Here is a 25,634-nt window from a genome sequence, read left to right on the forward strand (position 1 = left end):
GAGCAGCGAAAACTGTTAATAGATTTAGAAATTACATTGTTTAAATCAAAAAAATACGAGCATGGATAAGTTAGAATTAAAAGGAAAGTGGAATGAAATAAAAGGAAAGGTTAAACAAGCTTATGCCGATTTAACTGACGATGATTTAAAACACGAAGAAGGGCAAGACGATGAATTGTTGGGGAAACTGCAACAAAAAACGGGAAAAGGAAGGGATGAACTTGTAAAATGGATCAATTCATTATAATCTCAGTTTAATTAACAATATACAGGCGGCCAATTTTGGTCGCCTGTTTGCTTTAACATCATTTTTTATGGCCGATATTGCACAACGGTTTATTCAAAACCCAATATTATCTCCAAAAGATCTCGCACCCAGTAGGGATGGTCTGGAAATTGTTTGTCTGCTAAACCCCGGCGTTTTTAAGTTTGAAGGAAAAATTTGGCTATTGATCCGTGTAGCCGAAAGGCCCGAACAAACAGAGGGTATAATCTCTTTTCCTATTTTAAAGAAACATGGAATAGAAATTCTAGCGATCGAAGAAAATGACCCATATCTAAACGCGACCGATCCAAGGGTAATTAATTACAAAGGTGCTGATTATTTAACCACATTATCGCATTTAAGGCTGGTTTGCAGTGATGATGGCGTGCATTTTTATCAACCGGCCGATTATCCTTTATTACAGGGTGAGGGAGAAGATGAAACTTTTGGCATTGAAGATTGCCGTGTATCCTTAATCGATAAAACCTACTATTTAACCTTTACTTCGGTATCAGCCCATGGGGTAGGGGTTGGCTTAAGAACAACAAAAGATTGGAAAAGCTTTGAGAAACACGGCATGATTATCCCGCCGCACAATAAAGACTGCGCCATATTTGAAGAACGCATTAACGGTAAATTTTACGCCTTACATCGCCCCAGTAGTGTAGCCTTGGGTGGTAATTATATCTGGCTGGCCGAATCTCCCGATGGCATCCATTGGGGCAAACACAAATGTATCATTAAAACAAGGGCTACTTATTGGGATAGCGCCCGTGTTGGGGCTGGTGCAGCACCCATAAAAACCACAGCAGGATGGCTCGAAATCTATCACGGTGCAAATGGAAAACATCAATATTGTTTAGGGGCCTTTCTAATGGATTTAAATGACCCATCGAAAGTGCTGGCCAGAACCGAAGAACCGATTATGGTACCAACAACAGATTACGAACTGCATGGTTTCTTTGGTGAAGTCGTATTTACAAACGGCCATATCGTTAATGGTGATGAATTAACGATTTATTATGGCGCCGCTGATGAGTTTGTTTGCGGGGCTAAGTTTTCGATACAGGAGATTTTGGGGGCACTGGTTTTTTACCACTAAGGCACGGTTTCTGCATCATGCAACCAATGAACCAATGAACTTTGTTTTTTACCATAATGATAGAAATGATGCTCGCTACCAGTTACAGGATTCTTCCAGAAGCACTTATCATTAAGTTTTGTTCGTTGTCATCGCTTATTTAAAATTCCTCCCCATATGAAATGCATTTTTAGCTTTCTTGTTCGCATCCTCCCGAACCTGTGTCCGTTTATTTTGTGCCACACCAAGTGTCGCTTTTTCATCACCCCGCGATAGCGTTAGCACAGGCAGATCATCCGCCTCCCTTTGCAAAAGTTTGCCCAGCATCTTTGTAAAATCGAAACACTTGCTCACAATTACATGCACCACTTGTCCTTCACGCTGCAAGCGCCCTTCTACCATTAACAGCCGTGAATGTAGAATCTCCTTTCGGTAAGTTTCAAAAAGCTTTTCAAATACCACCAGGTTAGAATACCCCGTTTCATCCTCAATAGTGATAAAACATACCCCGCCAGCGGTACCTGGTCGTTGCCGTACCAGCACCAATCCTGCTACTTTTACCAGTTGCCCATCAGTTGCCTCATTATTGATTGCATGGCAGGAACGGATCCGCAGCATATCCAACTGATCCCGTACAAAACTTACCGGATGCGCCTTTAACGATAATCCAACCGTAGCATAATCCTGTACCACATGTTCACCCTTTCCCATCAGTGGCAATTCTACCTGTGTTTCTAACAGGCTTTCAGACGGCTGGCCCCTAAACAGTTCTGTTGGTATATCCTGCAAAGCAGAAACTTCCCATAGCGCCTTCCTACGGTCGTGCCCCATCGATCGGAATGCATCGGCATCAGCCAGGCGTTCGAGCGTAGCAAGGGTAACCCCCATGTCTCTAAGCCCGGTAATGCTGTGGTAACCATTGCCCCGGCACGAAACCAAAACTTCCATTTCTTCTTCACGAATGCCTTTAATCTGGCGAAAACCCAATCTTATTGCAAAATATTTACCCGGTTTTTCTTCTAAAAGGTTATTCCAGGTAGAATAATTTACATCCACCTCCCGTACCTCGACACCGTGTTTCTGCGCATCGATTACAATCTGTGCAGGCTGGTAAAATCCCATGGGCATACTGTTTAATAAAGCAGCCGCAAAGGCATCCGGATAATAGTGTTTTAACCAACAGGACACATATACCAGCAGTGCAAAACTCGCCGCATGGCTTTCTGGGAAGCCATAGCTTCCAAATCCCTCCAACTGCTTAAAAATCCTTTTGGCAAACTCCAAAGAATAGCCCTTGGCCAGCATCCCGCTAATCAGTTTCTCTTCATACTGGTTTACCAATCCCTTAAATTTAAAGGTTGCCATGCTCCGCCTCAGCCCATCTGCCTCAGCTGGGGTAAAGCCTGCCGCCACAATAGCAATCTTCATGGCCTGTTCCTGGAACAGCGGAACCCCTAATGTCCTGCCCAATATTTCTTCCAGTTCTTGCGAAGGGTATACTACCGGCTCTTCGCCATTCCGCCTGCGCAAATATGGATGCACCATATCGCCCTGTATCGGTCCGGGCCTAACAATAGCCACCTCTATCACCAGGTCGTAAAAACACTTTGGCCGTAACCTGGGTAACATCGACATCTGCGCACGGCTTTCAATCTGGAATACCCCTAAAGTATCGGCCGCACTGATCATGTTATAAACATCAGGATCATCTTGGGGGATATTGGCCAAAGTAAGTTCCCTGCCATAATGATCGCGGCACAGATCAAATGTTTTGCGGATACAGGTAAGCATCCCCAAAGCAAGAACATCCACCTTTAAAAAGCCCAAAACATCAATGTCATCTTTATTCCATTCAATGTTTGTACGGTTTTTCATCCGGGCATTCAAAATGGGGCAGAGGTCGGTTAATTTACCCTGTGTTACCACAAATCCCCCGGTATGTTGCCCTAACTGCCTGGGGAATCCCATCATCTGCGCTGTTAACTCTAGTGTCTTTTTCAGGTGTGGTTCTTCAGGGTTCAGCCCCTGTTCAACTACCCGTTTGCCCTCAAACCATTCGTCTGTATATTCCCATAACGAGCCCGAAAGCCTGTTAATCGTATCTACCGATAAACCCATCGCTTTACCAACATCGCGGATGGCTCCCTTTTGGTGTTGCTGGGTAACCGTGGCAACAATAGCCGCACGGTCCCGCCCGTATTTATCATATATATACTGGATAATTTCTTCCCTACGTTCGTGTTCAAAATCAACATCAATATCGGGCGGTTCGTTACGGTCAGAGGAGATAAAGCGCTCAAATAACAGCTCAAATTTCATAGGGTTTACCGAAGTAACGCCTAAACAATAGCAGATGGCCGAATTGGCGGCAGAGCCACGTCCCTGGCATAAAATGCCCCGGCTGCGCGCTTCCCGTACAATATCTTCCACAAAAAGAAAATAGTTTGCGTAATCCATCTTTTTAACGAACTCCATTTCATAGCGCACCATATTAACCACTTTTTCAGGGATCACTTCACCATATAACGCATGCGCCCCTTTCCAGGTAAGGTATTCCAACTCCTCCAGTGGCGGTCTGCCGCTCTTGTTAATTTCTTCCGGGTAAACGTATTTCAGCTCATCCAGCGAAAAAGTGCAGGCCTCGGCAATGGCCAGTGTGTTTTTTATTGCCTCAGGGTATCTTCTAAAAAGCCGTTTCATTTCATCCACTGGCTTCATGTAACGTTCTGCATTCTGGTGCAGCCGGAATCCAGCCTCCTCAATCGTACACTTTTCACGCACACAGGTTAGTACATCCTGGAGTTCCCTGCGCGAAGGGTCATGGTAATGTACATCACCTGTTGCCACCACCTTAATCCCGTACCTTGAAGAAAGCTGGGCAATCCGGAAAATCAGTTTATCATCATTGCCTGAATAACTTCTTGTGGCACCTGCATAAAGCTGGTTACCCAAAGCCTCGCGATATTCTGCTACCGCAGCAATAAAACTATCCTCAAAAGCAAACCTGCGGTTCAGTACACCCGGCATTACAACCGTAAAAATTAATCCCTTCGAATGTGCATAAACATCTGTACGCGAGAGGTGGCATGAACCTTTTTCTGTCCGCATATTGCCTAAAGTAAGCAGCGCAGATAATCGCCCGTAAGCTTCCCGGTCGGTCGGGTAAGCGAGTAAACTCGGGCCGTCCAATAAATCGAGCCTGCAGGCCGGGATAACCGAAATGTCTTTTTCACGCGCTGCGGCATGCGCACGCACAATGCCTGCCAGGGTATTCCTGTCGGTAATGGCAATCTTTTCATAGCCAAAAGCCGCCGCCTGTTCTACCAGTTCGTGGGGGTGCGATGCCCCGCGCAGAAAACTAAAATTGGAAGTTACCTGTAACTCACTATATCCCATAAATATTTTTTAAGCAAAAAATCCATGTATAAACCACTTAAACTGCCTTTCGCTGTCATAGTGGCCCGATCGGAACAACCAGTACCTGCGGCCCTGCTCATCCTCAACCTGGTAATAATCACGGTGCTCTCCCCGCTCCAGCCACCATTCGCGCTCAATCCGCTCCGGGCCATCTGCTTTTACCACCTGGTGCTGAACACCCTTGTATATAAAAAACCTCGGCGGATGATCGGGAATAAGCGCCATTACTTCAATTGGAGCAGGAACAGGAAGAAGCTCGGTTGGCCTTGGCATATCTAAACGCCAATCGGCAGCTGGCTTTTCAGTGACCGAAAAAGTATGTTGCACCGATCGCTCTGGCCAGTAACGTGTAGCGGGCAGGTAACGGTGAATTACCTGTGGGCCAACTTTTCCTGCAACACGGTCTAATAACCTGATTACACTCTGGTCATCCAGTCCGGGCTTTGCCGCCCAAATGGCTTCCTGCTCTGGCGCTACGTCATCTACTTTGGGAACATCTAAAATAAACAGCTCTATCCCCAGGCCGGGGCGCACCTGGTCTATCTTTAGCTGAAATAGTTTTAGTAAATGGCTTACACTATGGCTTGCTGCGTTTGTACCTACCGCTATCTGTACCAATTGCCCATCAAGCCGATAACCAGTTAAAATACCTTTGCGAAGGCCCTTGCCCTCTGCCTGCAGCTTAGCACAAAGACTCTCCAATAATTTAGCGATAGCAATTTCAATTGCCGTACGTGTTCTTATCGGCTCTAAACAGGGCAATCTTTCCTGGAAAGCGACTGGCACCAGTACAGGCACCAAAGTTTCCTGTTCGGTTCCAAGCGCCTGGGCCATGCGTAATAAAAAACCTTCGCCAAAACGCCTCCGCAAAACAGACCGGGGCATTCCGATAAAACTTTTTACCTGATAAAACCCAAGCTTGCGTAGCTTAACAAGTACAGCCTCTTCTAGCCGTAAGGCTTCTGGCACTAAAGGAAGTAAAGCCTCCGCATGTTCACCACTAGGAATAAGTGGCGTAACTTTTCCGTACCTGGATACTGCCCAGGCAGCACCAGGGGTATCTGCAATGGCCAGCCGTACGGTATAACCCTTACTTTTTAACCTCGAAACAATTTCTTTTATATATTCGCGCTCACCGCCCCAAAGGTGTGGGCAGCCGCTTACCTCTAACAGCAATCCATCTTTGGCAAATTCATCTATAGCAACAATAGGCGCGTAGCGGATGCACCATTCTGCAAGTCCCCTTAATAGTTTTTCACATCTGCCTGGCTTATCATCCAGTACCTCCAGACCTGGGCAGATGGCTTTGGCATCTGCAGCACGCATGCCCTGCTCAATTCCGGCTTCTGCTGCCAAAGGACTTACCGCAGTAATCATCATCCGGCCATGATCGGGCACTGCAAATACAAAAGGAACCGTTGAGAGTTCAGGACGGCGGATAAGCTGCCAATCCGCCAGCAACTGGCGAAACCATATCGAAACAAAACGCCTTTGCATATCTTTTACCCAATCTGTCTGTTTTCATCTGCTCTCCAGCCATCTTGCTGCAATACCCGTTTTACTTCTAAAAAGCCTTCTCCGGCCCATTCCATTATCCAGCTTCCCGGAACCCCGTTTCTTACTTTCAGCAGGTTTACCTGCCAGCGTGGAAAACCAAGGCCTGGCATGCCTTCTTCCAAAACACTCGGCAATGGGCTAATCTGCCATCGTGCAGTAGCAATGGTACTGGCCATTCTTCGTGCATCTTTGCGCAGGATAAATCCGGTAACGCCACTTTCTTCTACTGCAAGCTGCAATCTTCTCGATTCAACCAAGCTCAGGGCATCAACCTCAGCCACCACGGCAGCTAAGCCCTCACATCGCAATGCTTCCTCCATAATCCAAAGTGCATCCTTTTCTGTATCAACATCCATAAAAATGATGCGTTCAGGTGCTACATTAAAAGAACTAAGCGCTGCCGGGAACAAACGCCTGGCCGTACTGATCCATACGCAGGCCGCTCCATCTTTCATTAAAGCAGCAAGCAGCCCGGCAATAAAACCATCGCTGGCAGCAGCATCTTCAGGGAAAACAGTAATAAACTCATGGATAGCCCGTTTTGGAAACACACCACCAGGAAAAGCTTCTTCAATCGCACCAAGGCCAATCCGCTCTGCCTTATAAGCAGAAGCAGGCTTAAAGCCCTGCCACATCAGGATATCCTGCTGTAGTTTGTCTACCAATTCGCTCTTTGTTTCCATCTTAATCGCTAAAATAATTAGCTATCTAAATTTGCTTATATCATTTAACAACAAACATAATGCTAAAAATGTTAGTAAAAAATGAAATGTGGAAAACATTGGTGTTTTGGTGGAGAAAAGTGAAAAGACAGGCTGGTGCTTTACTGCTCAATGAGAAATTCATTATTGCATTTGTTAAGCATGCTTAAAACTGTTCGTTGATTTTATGTGTAATGTCCTTCAAAAAGCGAACATGGATATTGCGTCATTGTGTTGGGGTCTGTAGTGAGCATAAATATCTGCCCGAACTGGGCGTGCTTTCAATGCCTGGAGAATTTGAGCTGTTAAAAATCAGGTTCAGATAATAACAGGTGAACGGTAATGAGTACCTGTTTAGATTGGAATGATCTTATTGCTTTTTTGCTGGCCTGGGTTTGGTAGCGGCGTTTTGCTTAAGCTTTTTGGGTGCAGGAGCTGCACTTTTGGGCGATTTGCTTACAGGCTTTTTGGACGAGGTTTTCTTCTTCCGTGCATTTTTGATGCGGTATTCTAGCAGGTATAGCCTGGCCTGCCATTTCTCGATGATGGTGTCGTCGCTTTTCGGAAGGCCTGTTGGTTCCAAAAGCCCGAGTACATGGGCCAGTTCCCGGGTGCTGTCTGCCTTGGCCCGGTTTTCTTTCAGCCAATCTTGTTGTTTGGTTTCGTGGGATTTCTGGTATGCGGTTATGGCCAGTTTGATGAGCTTAGCCTCAGCTTCTTTTGATTTAGTTTTGCGCAAAAGCACCATCTGCCTGTTCCAGGCGTGGGAATTAGCAGGATCTGTAATTGCAGATTTCTGGTAGAGTTTTAATGCGGCAGAATTATCGCCCGCTCTTTCCAGTTCGAGCGCAGCAGCAAACTGCTCCTTTGACCGTATCTGTTTTCTTCTTGACATAACTGACTTTGGAACAATTAGCCCGGGCTATTGTTTGCTGAAGGGTAGTAGAGGTTATGACTACACAATGACCTTTACGCTATAGGAGTAATGCTAACTTTGGATTTAGCAATTAATGAAATGAAGAAAATCGGATTTTTATCGTTTGGGCATTGGTCGGAACATCCCTCATATCAGGCGCGTACCGCCAGTGATACTTTGCTACAATCTATCGACCTTGCCGTTGCGGCTGAAGAAATCGGCCTTGACGGAGCCTACTTCAGGGTACACCATTTTGCAAGGCAATTGGCATCGCCCTTTCCGCTGCTTTCGGCCATTGGCGCAAAAACTTCTAAGATTGAAATCGGAACGGGTGTTATCGATATGCGCTATGAAAACCCTTTATATATGGTTGAGGATGCTGGTGCGGCCGACCTGATTTCTGGTGGCAGGTTACAACTGGGTATCAGCAGGGGTTCACCCGAGCAAGTAATAGAAGGCTGGCGGTATTTCGGTTTTGCACCAAAGGATGGAGAGAACGATGCTGATATGGGAAGGCAAAAGGCTTTGGAGTTTCTGGAAAAACTGAAAGGCGATGGTTTTGCAAGGCCCAATCCAAATCCAATGTTTCCCAATCCGCCGGGACTGTTAAGGTTAGAACCATATTCTGAAGGACTGCGCGAGCGCATCTGGTGGGGAGCCGCTTCCAATGCGACTGCTGTTTGGGCGGCAGAGCACGGAATGTACCTGCAGAGTTCTACTTTGAAGTTTGATGAAAATGGTAAGCCGTTCCATATCCAGCAGGCCGAGCAGATCAGGCTGTACAAGGAAGCCTGGAGAAAAGCGGGACATGATCGCGAGCCAAGGGTTTCTGTTAGCCGTTCAATATTTGCGCTGATGAACGATCAGGACAGGTATTATTTCGGGCAGCAGGGGAAAGGGTCGGATAGTTTTGGCTATATCGAGCCAACCCAAAGGGCGGTTTTCGGTCGGGGGTATGCCGCAGAACCCGATCAGCTGATTAAGGAACTTGCTGGCGACGAAGCGATACAGGAAGCCGATACGGTATTATTGACCATTCCAAATACCTTGGGCGTAGATTACAACATCCATGTGTTATCTGCTATTCTGGAGCACGTTGCGCCGGGACTTGGATGGAGGTAGATTAGTTTGATTTTTTTAAATCGCACAAAATATATTGCCGGAGATGGCGTTTATATTCCGAGAGCGTTAATTTAGATGAGCGGGAAGAGCCTTTGGTTTTTCCCGCTTTCTTGTTTTATCATGTATTTACAGCATAAAAAGGACTTTGAGAGCGAAAGCAGATGATAACAGCTTAAGTGTTTGTGGCTATAAATGTGTGCCGGTTGCTGAAATGCTTTGATGGTTATCCTTTTTACCTCATGCCTGCTGTTGAATATCAGTTTATCTGATCGGCACAAACCACAGCCCCAAACCAGGAATTTAAACGGCTTTTTCAATTGGTATTGTCCGTTCAGACAGTAGATCCGTTGGTGCGGATGTAGGCATTTAACGGCCCGTACAATTAGCTAGTGCTTCTTTAGACGGTCCTGGTAACCGCCGGCGTAATTAAGATGCCTTCGTTTTCGTACAATTATAGAGATTAAAATACATTGAAATTTGAAGTATTAATTATAACAATCATGAACGATACATCAAAAAACAATTCTATTTTAATTACTGGTGCCACTGGCACAATAGGTTCAGAATTAGCCAGACAGCTCTCGGTAGCAGGTTTTAACTTTAAGGCCATGGTCCGCTCATTCAACAGCATAGGATCACTTAAATCTTTATCCGGATCGGAGTTGGTAAAGGGTGACTTTAACGATCCTCAAAGTCTGAGTGAGGCACTTTCGGGTGTCGAAAAAGTATTTCTACTGACCAATTCTACCGAACAGGCCGAAATCCAGCAGATTGCATTGGTTGATGCTGCAATATCGGCAGGTGTAAAATATATTGTGAAACTTTCTCAGTTTGCGGCAGATATTCAATCTCCGGTGCGTTATTTGCGTTATCATGCCGCAGTAGAACAAAAGATCATTGCATCAGGAATTGACTATACGTTCCTGCGTCCCAATCTTTTTATGCAGGGGCTTCTTGTTTTTCGCGATCCGATTATTCACCAGGGCAAATTCTTCGCTCCAGCCGGCCAGGCAAAAGTTAGTTTAGTTGATATTCGTGATATCGCAGCTGTTGCAGCCAAATCGTTAACAGAAGACGGCCACCAGGGAAAAACCTACAACCTGACCGGACCTGAAGCTGTAACACATACAGCCTTAGCCAGTATACTTTCAGCAGCAACTTCCAGAGAGATAAGGTATATTGACGTTACGCCAGAAGATATGCGTAATGCAGTCTTATCTGTAGGCTTTCCCGAATGGCAGGCAGAGGGATTATTAGAAGACTATGCTCATTATGCGAGGGGAGAGGCAGCTTTGATCAGCCCCGACATCGAAGCAGTGACCGGAAAGCCGCCCTACAAATTTGAAGCCTTTGCAAAAGATTACGCCCATTTGTTTTCGGCATAAAATTCACGTAGTTCAACTTAAGAAAAAGATAGGAAAAAGTTAATTAAAGTATTCGCCATGTTATTGGTTGCTGTAGTGGCGGCTGTCTTAATTCTGGAGTTTACAAGTTCTTATACAACATCGACCAATGTCAATCAGGATGCTCCGGTAAAAACCTTACAGTCAATAAGGATTCATGCTTCATCACAAAAAGTATATGCAGTTTTTACAAACGTTCAAAAATGGCCTGAGTGGCAAAAGGAAATTACAGCCGCAAAGCTCAATGGTCCACTTCAGCCTGGCAGTTTTATTGAATGGTCAACCGCTGGTATGAACATCAAGTCAACCTTACAAACTGTTAAAACAAATCAACAGGTTGGATGGTGTGGTAAGGCCTTTGGAGCTTTTGCAATACATACCTGGCAGTTTAAGCAACAGGACGGATATACAACTGTTGTTGTTAACGAAAGCATGGAAGGCTGGATGGTAAAACTGATGAAAGGATATTTTCAGAAGAACCTCAACATTGCGACCAAAAACTGGCTGCAGGCTTTGAAAAATGAAGCAGAAAAGGGTTAGCATCTATTTTTGTCCTGGCCGGTCAGGTAAAACTGCCGGCCTTTTAGTTCTTTAATGAAACGGTGTGGTGTGGTACCCAAAAAATACTTAAAATCTTTGATCAGGTGGCTATGGTCATGATAGTTAAATTCATCTATAATACCGAAAATATCAGGTTTACCCTTAGGTAAATTTAACAGGTGATTTATAACTGCTTTGAAGCGTAAGAAACGCAATAACTCCTTTGGCGAGTAACCGGCGTATTTCTGGAAACGCAACTGTATACTCCGTTCCGTTAACCCCGTATTTGCCGCAATTGCTTTAACCGGCTGGATCAATGGGTTATGAAAATAGTACTCTCCTTCTATTAATGGTTTTACTGCGGCTTCATTAGTTTCAGCCAGAGAGTCTATAAAATGGTTCAACATCTGCAATCGGTCTTGTATATCTTCTAATTCCATTAACTCTCGCCACAGTTCTTCAAGGTAATGGCTGTGTGGCAAAATAGCTAAGTTATCGGTTTCATTTCCAGTAACCGTTGTTAAAGAGACTTTAAAAAGGCGATAAAATCCGTCTAATTCGAAAGTGATTACGATAGCATCTGCATTTGCCGGCAACTCATAGTTCAGCATTTTTTTTAAAGGCCCAATAATGGATACGCGCTCTATCACTGTTCCCGGACTTTCCTGATTGTAAGAAATTTTAACAGGAGGACCAAAATTAAAGATCAATTTCATTTCAAGGCTGGGCGAAACGTGTTTGATAACCGGAGCAGCGTCTGCAGAATTAAAAACATGGTAAAAATGGCTTACAATACCTTTCAAAGCGCTGCTGGTTTCATATAGACGTCCGTTTTGATCTTTCTCCATATATTTTACTGGCTATTCTATTCAAAAATAAACAAAACCCCGCGTTTTTGGTCTTTTAGTGAGATTTAAGAGGGTATAGATCAAAATATGGGCAAGAATGATTTGTTTGGTTCTGCTGTTCATGAAAGATGGAAAATACCTATTTACCAAATACCTGTTCTAATTTCGGGCTGCTTAAAAGCACTTTCGCGGCATAAGCGCTGCAATTAAAGAATATACTTTCTCATATATTCAAAGCCGTTGTTACTTGCAATGGTTAACAGCGGCAGGATATTTTCTAAAAACCTCCCCCTTAAATCTATCTCGGATAACTCCAGTGCATTAGCTCTGGGAAATATAGTGAGATATTCATCCATTATCGGCTCTTTGGGGTAATTCTCGCTCATTACCTTGATTGCTGTTTTTTGCAGCTGATAAAACCCATCAAAGTAATCTTCAATTCTGGGAAGCCTATCATTCTTCCGGCTGTTGAAAGATGGATCGGCGGGTATCAGGTTCCAGATCAAATCATGCGACACAAATGCGAAGGGAATGAAATGTTCAACAGCGAAGTTGCCATGCGCTATTTTTTTTTGCGTGTATATACATTCCAGCGGGCCGGTATGGTCTAAAACCATATTCCAGAACTTGCGCTGGTTTAATAGGCTATTTCTGCGTGCAGGTTTGATTAGTTTATTCGGGATGTCCGGAACGTTGGGATTGTGTTTCTGTAGATAAAGGCTCAGGTGCCAGTAACAGTATGCCTTTAAAATACCAGCATGTTCAACGAGATAGGCCTGCCAGAGCGGGTTTATTGTCAAATTCAGTTCATCCAGGGCATATGGGCTGTTGTTTTCGAAATTTGCTGAACGCTCGTGTATTTCAGTACGGTTTCCTTTTGATTCTGGAAACCATGGGCTTAGATATCGGTGAGGTACCTCTTTATCAAAATATTGGATTGCTTTGGCTGTTAACGGATTCAGGCTGCCGATAATCTTTTGTTTAACAACTTCTTGTTTTTCATCAATGGTTATGCCTTCCAGTTCACGGATCTGGTTGATGGCCCGTTGTAGCTGATCCTGCTTACCAAAAGAAATATGGAAATAATTTACGGTATACCAAGCGCGTGATACCATGCCAGCAAAAAGGCGATGCTTTGGTATTACGGTGTTTCCTTCTTCCAGTTCGGATAAAATGGATAACAACCAGTAATATTTATAGGTTGCTGAGGTGTTGTTGAAACTCGCAGCCAGTAGGGCTATGGGAAGTCCGGAGCGTTGAGGTAGGGGAAAAGTCATTTAGCTGAATTGGTTTAATGGGGTGGTTACTTATCAATCAGATTGATCCTCCACCTGGTGCCCGGGCGAAGTTGGTAAGCTCCTGTGACCTTTTCAATTTTACCGTCACGGCTTTGACGGAGCATTTCACGGAAGTTAAACCCCGGTTTTGGCCCAATATCATTTCTTAAGATGGAGTTTTTAGCCAAAAGGTCTGCGGCCTGATCTGCACTTAAGTATTGGACACCTGATTGGAACATGTGGTTTTGAAGGAATTGGGACACTTTGTCTATTTCTTCCCGGGTGTATTCAAATTTGAGCATTATTATTTATCTATTGCTTGCATGTATAAAATTATAAAGTGCTTCCGTGATCCGCTTAATCGGGGCAGAACTGGATAGTGTTTCCCATCTGATGCCACCGCTAAGTACTTGTTGGTAGGTATATTCAGCGAGTTTACTTTTATATGGCGATGACAGCGTTCCACCAGTTTTTGCCGATATCACAGTATTGACGCCAATCTTCTTGAACTTATCTCTGAAAAATTTTCCCAACTTGGTACACTGATAACTAGACGAGAAAACGGCATCGTGTTTTTCTTCAGTGATCTTCAATCTGTCTTTTAAAAAGCCTCTAAGTAATTTTTCCGGTAGGATATTTTCTATCTCCGGATAATCGGTCTGCTCATAATGGAACCTGTCAGAGCGGATCTTTTCATAGCTTTGATGCTTCTCCTCTTTTCCTGAATCTGTGTCAGCAACTAGGAATATTCGAGAGCTGACAAAAAAAGCAGATATCCCTTCATTATCTCTATGCGTATCATCATTATTAAAGAGATAATGAACCAAGTTGTTGCCACCATATTCGATGAAAGAATAGTTTAATCCCTCAATCGGTAGAAAATCGTCTCTTGTTTTGAGGTAAGCAGCTAGAAATGCGCGGATGTACAGCCGGTCTGTTACGCCCTCTACCCAGATTGAGCAGTTACTAATCAGGGTTGATGTCGTTAGTACACCAAGAAGATCTAATGTGGCGTGCTCAAAACCATTGAACCTCCTTATTTCTGACGTGAGCGCATCCCTCTTTCTTAAAACAAAGACTTCTGAAAGTTCACTGCCGTTAAGCAATACCTCAGAGAGAATGTGGTTGGAGTGGGTATTGATAAAATAGCGCAGTTTTTTTGTCTTTAGAAAATCGTTACCAACGAGGGTTCGGATGAAAAGATTTTGAAAGCCTGGGTGCAGATTGATCTCTGGCTCCTCGATGAATATCCAGGAACCTTCCTCGGCGGTGAATATCGGAAAAAACAGGTTAATGATTGCCTGTACGCCATCGCCTAGGTTATGGATCTGCACATCTTCCATTTCATCAGGAAGGCTGATAATAATTGTTGGATTTCTTCCACCTAGATGTGCCACAATTTCTATATCCTCACCTTGATAAAAGCTTTTTCCAATAAACTGTTCAAATTCTTTGAAATTGTTGCGTTCTGCCTTAATACCTCTTTTTGCTTTGTCGAAAAGGTCATAGTGTTCCTGGCCGGTATGAACTACCGTCTCATTTGGTGCGTCTCGCTGGCCGAAGTACTGGAAATTGATAGTGTATTTGAATGTTTCTGTCCCAGCGAGATTATGGTCATGGTCGAGAAGGTTTCTTGATGAGCGCAGGGTAGGGATGTAGATCTGTTTTGGAGTAGGCCAGTAATGGGTAATGTTGTCGAGTTTGGCAATATACTGCCTCAATGCTAAACAAAGTTCCAGTTTTTCTTTTGTTCCTATAATCTTTCCAGTATCATCCAAATCTTGTATATAGAAACTTACTAAATTTAGGTTGTGTTCAGTCCAGGTGCATGTACTAGCGGCATGTGCTACATTTACACCTTTATCGTTTTCTTCAAGAATGTAGACTAGTACATCGAGGATATCGTAATAGCGTTTGATGTAATCATTAAATTTTTCGGATTCGCTAAGTCTCCCATCTTTCATCATTGCCCATAAAATTGCATCAAGAATTTTTTTTAGTGTGCCAATTGTGACGAGCTGTTCAGGTTGGGTTTTAAAGAAATTTCTAAAAGCAGAAAATCTTCCTGGAGCAGGCTGGAGATTTGAATTGCCCGTATATTGTATAAATTGGGTATTCATTGGGAGTTTCTCATGATCAAAAAGTGAATCTGTTAACGCACTTCCTTCCAGGTATAGCTGGTTGAGGGAGAGCGTGGTAGATACCATCATTTTTTTCTCAATTGAAATAATGTTTCTGAGGAGTCTACTCTTTCGGCTATTATTTGCTCCTATGAACAGGTTAATAGTCTTCAAATCGCTCAAGGCGTTGATAGGTGCCCCATCCATGTAGAATTCTTCTACTTTGGTCAATAATAGATTTTCCATGTTGCAAAATAGTAATTAGTCACAAGCTAAACTTTGCATGGGGTATAAATTTAGGTGTAAAAAGGTAATTAATCTCTGGTTCTGTAATTTAGACGCTTGTTTAAAAGCTTCTAAAGGTTTTTTCTTTTTCTAGCTTAGCAGGTGAGGACCATTTTGTGCTACATAGTCGACTGCCGCCTTGACACCTTGTTTAATTAGTTCTTTCTTAGATTCGGTAAGCAATTCCTTGATAAATTTTGTGCCCTGTTTAGCAACACTTCCCCAAATCTTGGTCAGATTTTTTAATATCCACTTTTTTGATTTGGTGGTCAAATTCTCTCTTAACAGAATTATTTCATTTTGAATGGCACTTATTTGGTGAGCATTTTGTTCGTTAACATATTCTTGGAGTTTCTCACCAAGTTCTTCAAGGTATTCGTCCAGGAGCAGGATCTGTTGGGATTTTAGTGGAAGATCCTCCTCTTCTTCAATAACCTCAAACTCTGCATAAAATTCCTCCTGAAAACCATTTATGATTTTGTCGTCAAAAAAAGATTTAACGTTGTCATATTTATCCAACATTTCAATCCAGTTTGAAAATTGTTTATTGATACTGTCAATCTTTATCCAACCCCTATAATCGGCGTTGTCCATAGAGTTTGTTGGTGCTGTGCTCATTAGAATCTGATAGGTACCATCAGACTTTTTTTCGTGGAGTTCGATTGTAAAATGAAAATTAGAACCTGGTTCCCTGTCAACTACTTTTAGTAACCATTTACCAGGATCTACGACTTCAAATTTTTCGCCCTTCTGATTAACAAAAGTTTCCAAGGCTTGGAGTATGATTAGGGGAAGATCTTTCTTTTTTCGCATTTATTAAGGGGCGTGGGCGATTTGCTTTGTTAAACAATGTTGCAAAAATCCATAGGGGATTATTACCGCTAAAATAGTAATATTTTTAACTGTTTAAGTTATATGTAGCCCAGCGTTGTAGTGAAAGTTTTGATAAGGCGATCGGGGTATACAGCGGATATGAGAGGGATGGCATAGTTGGGTGTTAAGGCTGTTTGGCTGCCATTTGCGAGCGTGGTGATCTGTCGTATCTTCTGTTCCAGAAGGATGCCGCGCCTGTCCCTGACACAGGCATTTTTTTACATTTATCAAACCTCACTTTCGTTTCACAGTGATGATCAGTTATTTAATTTCAGCGATATATTAAAATTGATACAAAAATATCTATCGACTATGGTGTAGCGGGAGTTATTTTTACAATGCCAGTACCAGTTTTACTTATGATTTATCTTTAATCATAAGTAAAAGAAAACAACAGATTTTAAAGCAATTCGAGATAAAGTAAAATGTTTAATTACTCTTTTATATCTTAGAGCAGATTTGTAAAATAATAATCAAAATAAATGAATCAACAATTATTCAAACATTTTACCGAAAACGAACTAGCTGAAAAAATTGTTAATCGGTTTGAACAATATCTGCTTAAATACCCTAATCAACAGGTCTATCTCGTAACCTCACCCTTAGGTGAAAAGTATCGTTATGACTATGAAAACAGTGCTTTGGTCATTTTGATTCCTAGACACAAACTGATGTTTCTTAATTTAGGCAAGGACGAGAATGAGTTTGAAAATTATTATGATGATTTTATAGAAGATTTAAATTCAATTTCTGATAAATATAATTATAAGGAGCATATTGGCAGACCCAGAGATTGGAAAAAAAATAATACAGCAAAGCTTGAAGATTTCGATATTGAAAATATTGAAAGCGTAATTAAAGAAAACTATCTACAAGATAAAAAATTACAACGAATTAGTGACCTACTGATATCCTTGCTAATTGGGAGTATAAATGACATATCCAAAATTGGCTCTGCAGTTCCAGAAACCTTACTTGAAAAAGTGAAAAAGAACATTGTACTTTTTGATGGAGAGCAAACTAGATTTATGTACCAAGATTTTGGAAAAAAAACCATCACAATCCAAGGTTTATCAGGAACAGGGAAAACTGAACTTTTATTGCATAAACTAAAGGATCTATATTTAAATACAGGAAATAGTAAGATATTTTTTACATGTCATAATATTGCTCTCGCAAATACATTAAAAGAAAGAGTTCCAATTTTCTTCAACTTTATGAGGGTTGAAAAACAAATTGAATGGAACAAAAGATTGTGGGTGAACCGAGCTTGGGGATCGGGAGGTGATCCTCATTCAGGAATCTATAGCTATTTGTGTAATTTTTATAATATTCCATTTTTGAGATTTAGCCCACTTAATGACTACAACAGAATATTTTCTCTTGCTTTAGAATATATTGAAAGTATCGATCCTAAATACTTTAAGTACGCCTTCGATTATCTATTGATAGATGAACGGCAGGATTTTCCAGAAGTTTTTTTCAAAGTTTGCGAAAAAGTTACTAAGGAAAACGTATACATAGCTGGGGATATCTTTCAAGATATTTTTGAAACAATTAATAAAGAAGTATTAAACGTAGATGTTGTTTTAAATAAATGCTATAGAACAGATCCAAGAACACTAATGTTTGCTCACTCCGTAGGCCTTGGACTTTTCGAAGAGAAAAAGCTAAACTGGTTTGATGATGCTGAATGGAATGCATTTGGGTATCAAGTTAAAAGATCGAACGATAATGAGATTGAGTTCATTCGTGAACCACTAAGGAGATTTGAAGATATTGATACAGATAAATTCGAAAGCGTAAACATCATTAAATCTTCCAGATCCAGCGAAGTTATCAAAGTTATTGAAAGTATTATTGATGAAGATAAGGATGTTTCACCTAATGATATAGCTATAATCATTTTAGATGATGACAAGCAGATTTATGAGTATATTGATTTTTTGTCAGCTTCAATTAATAAGAAATTTGGATGGAAAACAAATAGAGCCCATGAAAGTAAGTCAATGATCGATAATGCATTGTACATTTCAAATCCAAATAATGTTAAAGGATTAGAATTCCCTTTTGTTATTTGTGTTACAGGTACAATCAAGAAAACTTACAGATATCGCAACATATTATATACAATGCTTACTCGATCGTTCATAAAATCTTATCTACTAGTAAATGAAAAGAATGATATAGCTCACTTAGAACAAGGTCTTCAAATTATAAATAAAACCAAGGCGATTAGAACAATTGAACCAACAGCAGATGAGCAGAAGGAAATAAAAAACAATCTAGTTGGCTATCTGAATAGTTCGCAAAAGTCGTATAAAGAATTTTTAGCTGAGATCTTCGACAACCTAAAAATCGATGATATTAAGCGAAGAAAGATTGAAGACGCGCTAATAAATGCAAATATTGAACGGTTTGACGAAAAAAGAACAATTGAATTTATTTCGTCAGTAAAAGATTTTTATTAGTATGAAAAGATTTGCATATTCTTTACAGGAAAGCAGTATTGATCTGTTTTTTCCTCACGAAAGAATTAAAACAAAAACTCAAATTTTAAAAGTTTTACTTGAAGCTACTCGTTATCTACTATTCAACAAGCCAGATTCAGATGTAAGTAGCTCCAAGTTAGTGCTCAATATTAAAAAAATGAGTAGATTGTTTTTCATTACTGATTTTAAATATTATTCTATCAACTTCCCGTTTACATTTATTATTAACGAGGGAACAGTACTAATTAACTACAAAAACTTAATTGACATAAATTCAAAAACAATATCTGATTTGTTATCTATTATTAATGACGATAGATTTAATAGTACAATTTGCATTGATTTTGCTGAGCCCATTGATACACTTGAAGCTGAATATGATAGTAATCTTTGGATTCTTTTAAAAGATTTATTGATGATGGAAGATGGCTATTTACGATTTGACAAAGACTCAGAAGGGTATTCTAAGGCAAAAGAGCAAGGAAAAGAACATACTCATCCAGAACATCATATTGACGTTTTTTACTCCAATCAAAATACATTTAAAATTGGGCTTGAAAAGACAATTTTACATGATAATTTCGTTGATTATTTGGATAACCAGACAGATTGCATGTATCTTAAGAAATTTAGATAGCTAAACCATTAAAATCAAAATTCTTATTTGAACGATAGTTAAGATAACGCTTGATATTACTGCATCTTTTACTATTTTTGTTAGCATTTTTAACTTAAGATACTTTCTCACGAGTCAATGAATTATAAAGAATTCTTTACTGATTTAGGTTTTGACTTTAACACAGATTTAGAGACAAGAGAGTTATCCATAGAAAAAGACTTACTTCTTACTGAAAAATTGAAGAAAAATGTCTTTTACTTCAAAAGTTTAACCAGTACAAATACTTCATTTTATCTGATTACGAATACGTTGTCAAACGAAGAGTTATTGAGGTTTAGGAATTATGTTTGGAATAAAAATGATGCAGATTTAATCTTTTATTTCCCAAAAAAAGGTGGTACAGTAAAGCTTTATTATGCCAAGTATTCTCCAAAGCTTGATTTAAAGGAGAGTCAATTAGATGAGTTTTCAACTTCGTATCTAGATTTGGTAAAAATTAACAAAATTAGGTTTTGGCAGTTTGATAGCGGAGCATTTTGGTTAAATTATAATTCATTAATCGATAGATCAAAGTATAAAGGGATAGACAAAGAGCTTGTAAATACTTTAACAACATTAAAAAAAGAGTTGAATAATACCCTTAATGGAATAATTAATGATTACAAAAATAGAGACGTCGTTGTGCAAGCGTTGATAGATAGAACTCTTTATATAAAATATCTTGAAGACAATCATATAATTAATTCAGCTTTTTACTCTCATTACTTTTTAGATGAAACTATAAACTATGCTAAATTATTAGAGGAAGGGATTAGTGAAAGAATTAATAAGCTTTTCAGCATCATTCATTCGATTTTTAATAATTCATTATTTGATAAACCGACTATAGATAAGAATTTTTTAAATCCATCTATTTGTTATTTAATATCAAATTCAATCAAGGGTAATCTAAATTCAAGTCAGTTAAGACTATATGATTTTCAATTCAATATATTACCCATAGAACTCATTAGTTACATCTACGAAGTTTTTTTATCTGAAAAACAAAAGGAAAATGGGATATACTATACTCCTAAAAAACTTGCTCAATTAGTAATTGATGACGTTATATGTGACGATAAGATAGGATCTATTCTGGACCCATCGTGTGGCTCTGGAATGTTCTTAATAGTTGGCTACCAAAGGCTTTTAGAGATTGCAAAGAAAAATGGGTTAGAGCCTAATAATAACCTTGAAAAGATAAAATTCAGAACAAGATTGTTATCTGATAATATTTTTGGTATTGAGAAAGAATTGACAGCACAAAGATTCACATTATTCTCATTATCACTACAGGTGTTCAACGAAATTAATCCAGCTGATATAAAAGATTTTATAGCAAATGAACTTCGTGAAAACAAAAAAATTGATTTATTCTCTGAGTGCTCTTTTTTTGAAAACATAAAATTTGCGAATACATTAGATATGGCTGGAGATCCTTTCAATGGAAAGAAATTTTCGTACATAGTTGGTAATCCTCCATTTTTCGAAATTCCCAATACAACTGAATATCAAAATGAGCTGATATTTCTAAATACTTATAAGGTTGCTCTAGAAGAAAATAAAGAGACAATTATAAAATATATTGTTGGAAAGCATCAGATTTCACAATGCTTTCTTGTAAAAATAAAGGATTGGAGCTCAAATAATTCTCGATACGGATTTATCTCCAACAGCTCTAATTTTTACAACGATATCTCTAAAGATTTCCAGCGTTATTTCTATCAAAATTACGGTATTCAGAAAATTTACGAATTATCGAGAGTAAAGAAAATCCTTTTTGAAAAGGCTAAAGAGAGTGTTTTAGCTTTAATTTTTGATAATCATCCTAAGGATAATATTATTGATTACTATCCAGTTGAACTTGGCGTATTTTCAGAGAAGCCATTCGAGCTATTGATAATTCAAGAAGATAAGATTGTGAAAATTAATCAGGGAAAGTTAATATCAAATAAGCAAAAGCTTAGGGATTTTCTTGTTGGCAACAATTACGATAGTGCTCTTCTTGAAAAAATGAGAAACAACAAATTTCTGGAAGAGTTTTCTCATGCAATAGGAAGAGGTTTTCAAATCTGGGGCGAAACGGCAAGGAGAAAAGAATTTAATATATCAAAAGACGAATGGGGCAAGCTTACTGACGAAGCAAAAAACACCTTTTTGCAAACTTTCATAAAGAAATACTTTAGCGATGAGTATTCTCCTACTTTTAACAAGGCCTATATTAAACCTAATAACCTTAGCCCATTTATAAAGTTAGGTTCAAATAAGTTCATAAGTTCACTTGAAAACTTTGAAAGACCAATAAAAAATCAAGATATATATATTGGCAAAAAATTAATATTTACACGGATAGGAAGCAAACTTAACTGTGTATATTCAGATAGTAATGATTATTTTGATTTCTCGGTTTATACGTTTAAGCTAAAAGATGAGAATCTTTATTACTTGTTTCAAGCGATACTCAATTCATCTGCGATACAATATTACTTAGACTTCTATCAAAGAAAAAGAGTATTTGACTCCTTTTCTAGAATTGGTAATGATGATATTTTACAGATTCCCATACCTAGAGATTTGAGTACGGAGTTAGCGGAAGATATAACAGGAATTAGTAGAGATATCTCAATAAATAAATATTCATATACTGAAAAAGCAGAGGAACTGAATGAATTAATATTTGACCTTTTTGGATTTAATTATTGGGAAAAACAAAGAGTCAGGGATTATTTTACACCAACCTATAAATTGACTAAAAATATTCGTTTATTAGAAAATTATAAAGCAACAGTTAGCGAAGTTCTCAATCTTTATTTGAAAAACCCGGTATTAATTGAAATTACTTCAACAGATTTTCATCTAATTGTAGCAAAGATCTCCCTTAATTCAGGAACTTCTAAAAATCCAGATGCAACAAAGGTAAAAAAATATATATTAAATGAGATATTCGAACAGAATCCTCATAACAACTTATTGGCTAGTCAGGAAAAAATTTATGGAAATGATTGTGTTTACTTCATCAAAGAAAATTTAAGTAAGAATTGGAGTGAAACGAAAGCATTTGAGGATGGACAGGATATTTTACAGCATTTAATTCCAAATAGTTATGGAGAGAGAGTACATTAAAATCAAAAAACCTTCTCCACTGCCAAACTTAACACATTTACTCAACGATTTAGACGATGATTTTTGGAAAAAATGGATTTTTTTTCATTTATTATCATTTTACAAAACATATGACAAGAGCTCACTCCTTAGTAAAATTGTAATTGAAAAAGAAAAACAATATCCCAGGGTCGAAAGAGAGATTGCAAAATTCATTCGAACGAAACTTAATAATGATAAAGCATTTAGTGCAAATTTTTATGCATTTGGAGAAAATACAAATGATGAAGATATAGAAGGTAATTACGATATTACTATTCACAATTCATATTGGAAAAATAAGAATTTTCACTTCGAATGTAAAAATCTAAATAGCACCAATGATTTGATAAGTAAATATGTCTATTACAATACATATAAAATAGATAAAGATCAAAATCACATCTATGATGGAGGGGTTTTTCGCTATTTTAATGGCAAGTACGCACAAAATCTAAGTTTTGGAGGAATGATAGGCTTTATACTTGAGGGAGATATGCTAGAGATTAAAAAACAAATCATTCTGAAATTGGGCGGGAAATTCAAAACTACCCCTGAAGGAGATCTCAAAACAATTGAAGACAACTCAATAGAAGATAACATATTTACGTTCGATAGTAATCATAATAGATTCCAAAATGAATTTAATCTTCACCATGTATTGCTCGATTTTTCGAATAATACATAGTAATTTCACGCAAGGCATTAGCAACCGCTCGAACTTTAATAAGTTATTTTGGAATTAGATATTTAACCATAGAGCAGTTGCCGATATTGGACAGGTATTTTGATACGTTTTTCGAGTTGCAGCATTTAGTAATAATTTCTATTTTAAGAGGTCAACCTAGTAACAAAGTTTTATGTGAATATTTGAGTGTGTTGCCCAATTATAGAATTTGCGCTGGCTTTGACGCAACTTTGCTTAAACAGCGGTTTCATGAGGCAACTTTCCCTATAAATACCATTGCTGCCAATAAAGAATTTATGGTATAGATTGGATTTTAATAGTACCAGTTTTAGAAACTAGAATTTTTGTGTTAGTTTTTCTGCGAGTTCCACCGGAATATTGGTGTTGATTTTTAAGATCAATGCTTTATCAATTAGAGAAATGGTTGGCTGGATTTTACGTAGTTTTTTGATAATGTCGGGATCAAATGCAAGGAGTTCTTTTAGTAGATGGCTTGCATCTGTATACTTGTGATTCGCTGCTTGCCAAAAGCCATGGCCGTTTTCTCGGCTGTAATCAATTGAAAACAAATTCGCTAAACCTTCCTCTAAAACATTTGCATTGCTTTTTCCGGTTGGACAAAGACAGTGTATAACCTCGTGTGCAGTTTGAAATACTGCGCGGTTGATATCATGCTCGCAATCTGTTGATATTTGGATTACAATATGCTTTCTGTTTCCAGGATACCAAACTTGAGGACCATTTTCGTTTAGCTCTACACCGAGTATAGTATATTCTTTATCTCTTAGCCCATATTTTTGTTCTGCCGTATACAGGATATGACCTAGTTTGGAGGTAATGGTCCAGCTGTAGCCACCTTGGATTTCTTCTGCGTGAAATATTGAATTCATTTTTTTATAGTTAACACTCTCTAGATTATTTTTTTTTAAAGGCAGTAGAAAATAATCCTACACTGGCTTTAATATCTTCCTTGTGCAATAAGCGCTTCCGCAACCGGTACATCTGCTGGAGCTAAATTAAAACTAAACAACTCTATTTTTTTTACCCATTGAATTTCATCATGGTCTGTTAACACGAAATCAGCTTGAATGAACTTACAGCCGTAGGCTATAAGTTCTATTTGAATGTTCTCGTATTGATGAATAGTAGTTTTAAAATGTGACGTAACTTCAACTTGCATAGAGAGTTCTTCTTGTAGTTCTCTCATTAACGCGTTGCTTTCCGATTCATTAGGTTCAACCTTTCCGCCCGGGAATTCCCAATAACCACCAAGAGATTTTTCAGCTTTTCTTCTGCAGAGAAGTATTTTATCTTCTTTGAAAATAATGCCACAAACAACTCTAATTGTATCCATGTGCAAGACGGTGATAGGCTAGATTTGATAAATTTAGCTTATGGTTCTTCTTCAAAATTAGCTTTCCAGCCATATCGCCTAATAAGTTAAAGTCATCTGAAATAGAAAATAGCCCTTTGTCGAACATTACATGATGGTTAGGGCACAAACATATTAGGTTGTTTGAGTTATCATTGCCGTTATGTGGTTTGCCTAGCGGTTTAATGTGTGCACCTTCGGCATAACGGCCAACTTTGGTAATAATGGTTTCATTACATATTTGACACTGATAATTGTAGAGCTGTTTGACTTCTCTTGCTATTTTGGTGTCGCGAACTATCCTTAGAACGACGCTTTCGATTCTTTTTTTCTCTTTAGTCGAGTAATCAAGCTCTATTTCTTCAGTGGTTTTCCTATGTGGATTAATATCTGTGTACTCGAGCTTATATCTGCAGATTTTAAAACCGCTTTTACCGATCTCCTGCCATGCATCTATTACACTATAAAGACCTGCGTACTTGTAGCCTTGCTTTGGGGAAAATGGGCTTTTGTGTTTTGCCCCCCTAATTACCCTTACGGGTAATCCTTCGTCCATGCTTTTTAATAATCCAGCGTTTCCTCGGTTATTCCAGTCTTGATCCTTAGTTTGCCTTTTACTGTCGCCTTCGTTGCCACCAGCGCCTGTATAAATGATTGTATCGCCAAGATCCTCGTCATCTGCGTAGCCCCCTGAAAGTACAATAGCGGCAACACCTGTTTTCCCAGTCCCATCTATTCCTCCGGCCCAGTTTCTATGGAAACTATCTTTCATCATTATTCTTCTATCTTCAAATTGATAACCTTCTGGGATACCTTTTATCTCTCCAAATATTATTGGCTTAGTCATGAAAATTTAGTGCTTAATTTAGTCGTTGGTT

21 protein-coding genes are annotated in these 25,634 nt (G+C 39.3%); 9 read left to right on the top strand and 12 right to left on the bottom strand.

Annotated features, from left to right (window positions below; all coding sequences use genetic code 11):
• Positions 1-61: 61 nt before the first annotated feature.
• Positions 62-247: a CsbD family protein gene (locus AC07VK_RS10840; protein ID WP_029276197.1), complete on the top strand. Its 186-nt coding sequence runs from the start codon at positions 62-64 to the stop codon at positions 245-247.
• 67 nt (positions 248-314) lie between these two features.
• Entirely contained in the window at positions 315-1,367 is a 1,053-nt protein-coding gene (locus tag AC07VK_RS10845; RefSeq protein ID WP_492960351.1) for a glycoside hydrolase family 130 protein, read from the top strand.
• 135 nt (positions 1,368-1,502) lie between these two features.
• Here the strand turns inward: AC07VK_RS10845 and AC07VK_RS10850 are convergent, their stop codons facing one another.
• The 4 genes from AC07VK_RS10850 to AC07VK_RS10865 form a co-directional block, all read right to left on the bottom strand.
• Positions 1,503-4,742, bottom strand: coding sequence for an error-prone DNA polymerase (locus tag AC07VK_RS10850; RefSeq protein WP_492960353.1), 3,240 nt, complete (start codon positions 4,740-4,742; stop codon positions 1,503-1,505).
• A gap of 9 nt (positions 4,743-4,751) precedes the next feature.
• Positions 4,752-6,260 carry a Y-family DNA polymerase gene (locus tag AC07VK_RS10855; protein WP_492960355.1) on the bottom strand — a complete coding sequence of 503 codons (1,509 nt, stop codon included), beginning with the start codon at positions 6,258-6,260 and terminating at the stop codon, positions 4,752-4,754.
• A gap of 5 nt (positions 6,261-6,265) precedes the next feature.
• Positions 6,266-7,003: an ImuA family protein gene (locus AC07VK_RS10860; RefSeq protein ID WP_492960358.1), complete on the bottom strand. Its 738-nt coding sequence runs from the start codon at positions 7,001-7,003 to the stop codon at positions 6,266-6,268.
• A 388-nt stretch (positions 7,004-7,391) separates the two neighbouring features.
• Positions 7,392-7,916 (bottom strand): hypothetical protein, encoded by a 525-nt coding sequence (locus tag AC07VK_RS10865; protein WP_492960362.1) that lies wholly within the window; start codon positions 7,914-7,916, stop codon positions 7,392-7,394.
• Positions 7,917-8,036: 120 nt separating this feature from the next.
• Between AC07VK_RS10865 and AC07VK_RS10870 the strand changes: the two genes are divergently transcribed.
• From AC07VK_RS10870 to AC07VK_RS10880, 3 genes are all read left to right on the top strand, one after another.
• Complete coding sequence (locus AC07VK_RS10870; RefSeq protein ID WP_492960364.1) at positions 8,037-9,059, top strand: LLM class flavin-dependent oxidoreductase; 1,023 nt, start codon at positions 8,037-8,039, stop codon at positions 9,057-9,059.
• Between the two features lie 500 nt (positions 9,060-9,559).
• Complete coding sequence (locus tag AC07VK_RS10875; RefSeq protein WP_492960366.1) at positions 9,560-10,444, top strand: SDR family oxidoreductase; 885 nt, start codon at positions 9,560-9,562, stop codon at positions 10,442-10,444.
• Between the two features lie 57 nt (positions 10,445-10,501).
• A complete protein-coding gene (locus AC07VK_RS10880; protein ID WP_492960368.1) occupies positions 10,502-11,002 on the top strand; it encodes an SRPBCC family protein in 501 nt (166 codons plus the stop codon).
• Here the strand turns inward: AC07VK_RS10880 and AC07VK_RS10885 are convergent.
• The 5 genes from AC07VK_RS10885 to AC07VK_RS10905 form a co-directional block, all read right to left on the bottom strand.
• Positions 10,999-11,850: a helix-turn-helix domain-containing protein gene (locus AC07VK_RS10885; RefSeq protein WP_492960370.1), complete on the bottom strand. Its 852-nt coding sequence runs from the start codon at positions 11,848-11,850 to the stop codon at positions 10,999-11,001. The genes AC07VK_RS10880 and AC07VK_RS10885 overlap by 4 nt on opposite strands.
• Before the next feature lie 206 nt (positions 11,851-12,056).
• Positions 12,057-13,127, bottom strand: a complete 1,071-nt coding sequence (locus AC07VK_RS10890) for an HNH endonuclease domain-containing protein (RefSeq protein ID WP_492960372.1) — start codon at positions 13,125-13,127, stop codon at positions 12,057-12,059.
• A gap of 26 nt (positions 13,128-13,153) precedes the next feature.
• Positions 13,154-13,366: a hypothetical protein gene (locus AC07VK_RS10895; RefSeq protein WP_492960374.1), complete on the bottom strand. Its 213-nt coding sequence runs from the start codon at positions 13,364-13,366 to the stop codon at positions 13,154-13,156.
• 69 nt (positions 13,367-13,435) lie between these two features.
• Positions 13,436-15,493 (bottom strand): AAA family ATPase, encoded by a 2,058-nt coding sequence (locus tag AC07VK_RS10900; protein ID WP_492960376.1) that lies wholly within the window; start codon positions 15,491-15,493, stop codon positions 13,436-13,438.
• A gap of 129 nt (positions 15,494-15,622) precedes the next feature.
• Positions 15,623-16,345: a hypothetical protein gene (locus tag AC07VK_RS10905; protein ID WP_492960378.1), complete on the bottom strand. Its 723-nt coding sequence runs from the start codon at positions 16,343-16,345 to the stop codon at positions 15,623-15,625.
• A 542-nt stretch (positions 16,346-16,887) separates the two neighbouring features.
• Here AC07VK_RS10905 and AC07VK_RS10910 point away from each other — a divergent pair.
• The 4 genes from AC07VK_RS10910 to AC07VK_RS10925 all read left to right on the top strand — a co-directional run bounded on the left by AC07VK_RS10910 (position 16,888) and on the right by AC07VK_RS10925 (position 23,384).
• On the top strand, positions 16,888-18,876 hold the full coding sequence (locus tag AC07VK_RS10910; RefSeq protein WP_492960380.1) for an STM2767 family DEAD/DEAH box helicase: 1,989 nt from the start codon (positions 16,888-16,890) through the stop codon (positions 18,874-18,876).
• 1 nt (position 18,877) lies between these two features.
• Complete coding sequence (locus AC07VK_RS10915; protein ID WP_492960382.1) at positions 18,878-19,534, top strand: STM2766 family helicase-associated protein; 657 nt, start codon at positions 18,878-18,880, stop codon at positions 19,532-19,534.
• A 117-nt stretch (positions 19,535-19,651) separates the two neighbouring features.
• Positions 19,652-22,678, top strand: coding sequence for an N-6 DNA methylase (locus AC07VK_RS10920; protein WP_492960384.1), 3,027 nt, complete (start codon positions 19,652-19,654; stop codon positions 22,676-22,678).
• Positions 22,659-23,384, top strand: coding sequence for a hypothetical protein (locus AC07VK_RS10925; protein ID WP_492960386.1), 726 nt, complete (start codon positions 22,659-22,661; stop codon positions 23,382-23,384). Before AC07VK_RS10920 ends, AC07VK_RS10925 begins: the two co-directional genes overlap by 20 nt.
• Positions 23,385-23,719: 335 nt before the next feature.
• Here AC07VK_RS10925 and AC07VK_RS10930 read toward each other — a convergent pair whose 3' ends face one another.
• The 3 genes from AC07VK_RS10930 to AC07VK_RS10940 all read right to left on the bottom strand — a co-directional run bounded on the left by AC07VK_RS10930 (position 23,720) and on the right by AC07VK_RS10940 (position 25,603).
• On the bottom strand, positions 23,720-24,274 hold the full coding sequence (locus AC07VK_RS10930; protein WP_492960388.1) for a hypothetical protein: 555 nt from the start codon (positions 24,272-24,274) through the stop codon (positions 23,720-23,722).
• Between the two features lie 68 nt (positions 24,275-24,342).
• Entirely contained in the window at positions 24,343-24,738 is a 396-nt protein-coding gene (locus AC07VK_RS10935) for a (deoxy)nucleoside triphosphate pyrophosphohydrolase (RefSeq protein ID WP_492960390.1), read from the bottom strand.
• Positions 24,725-25,603 (bottom strand): YDG/SRA domain-containing protein, encoded by an 879-nt coding sequence (locus AC07VK_RS10940; protein ID WP_492960392.1) that lies wholly within the window; start codon positions 25,601-25,603, stop codon positions 24,725-24,727. The genes AC07VK_RS10935 and AC07VK_RS10940 overlap by 14 nt, the downstream gene beginning before the upstream one ends.
• Positions 25,604-25,634 lie beyond the last annotated feature (31 nt).

It is taken from the genome of Pedobacter sp. GW821-FHT01D05 (assembly GCF_059422505.1).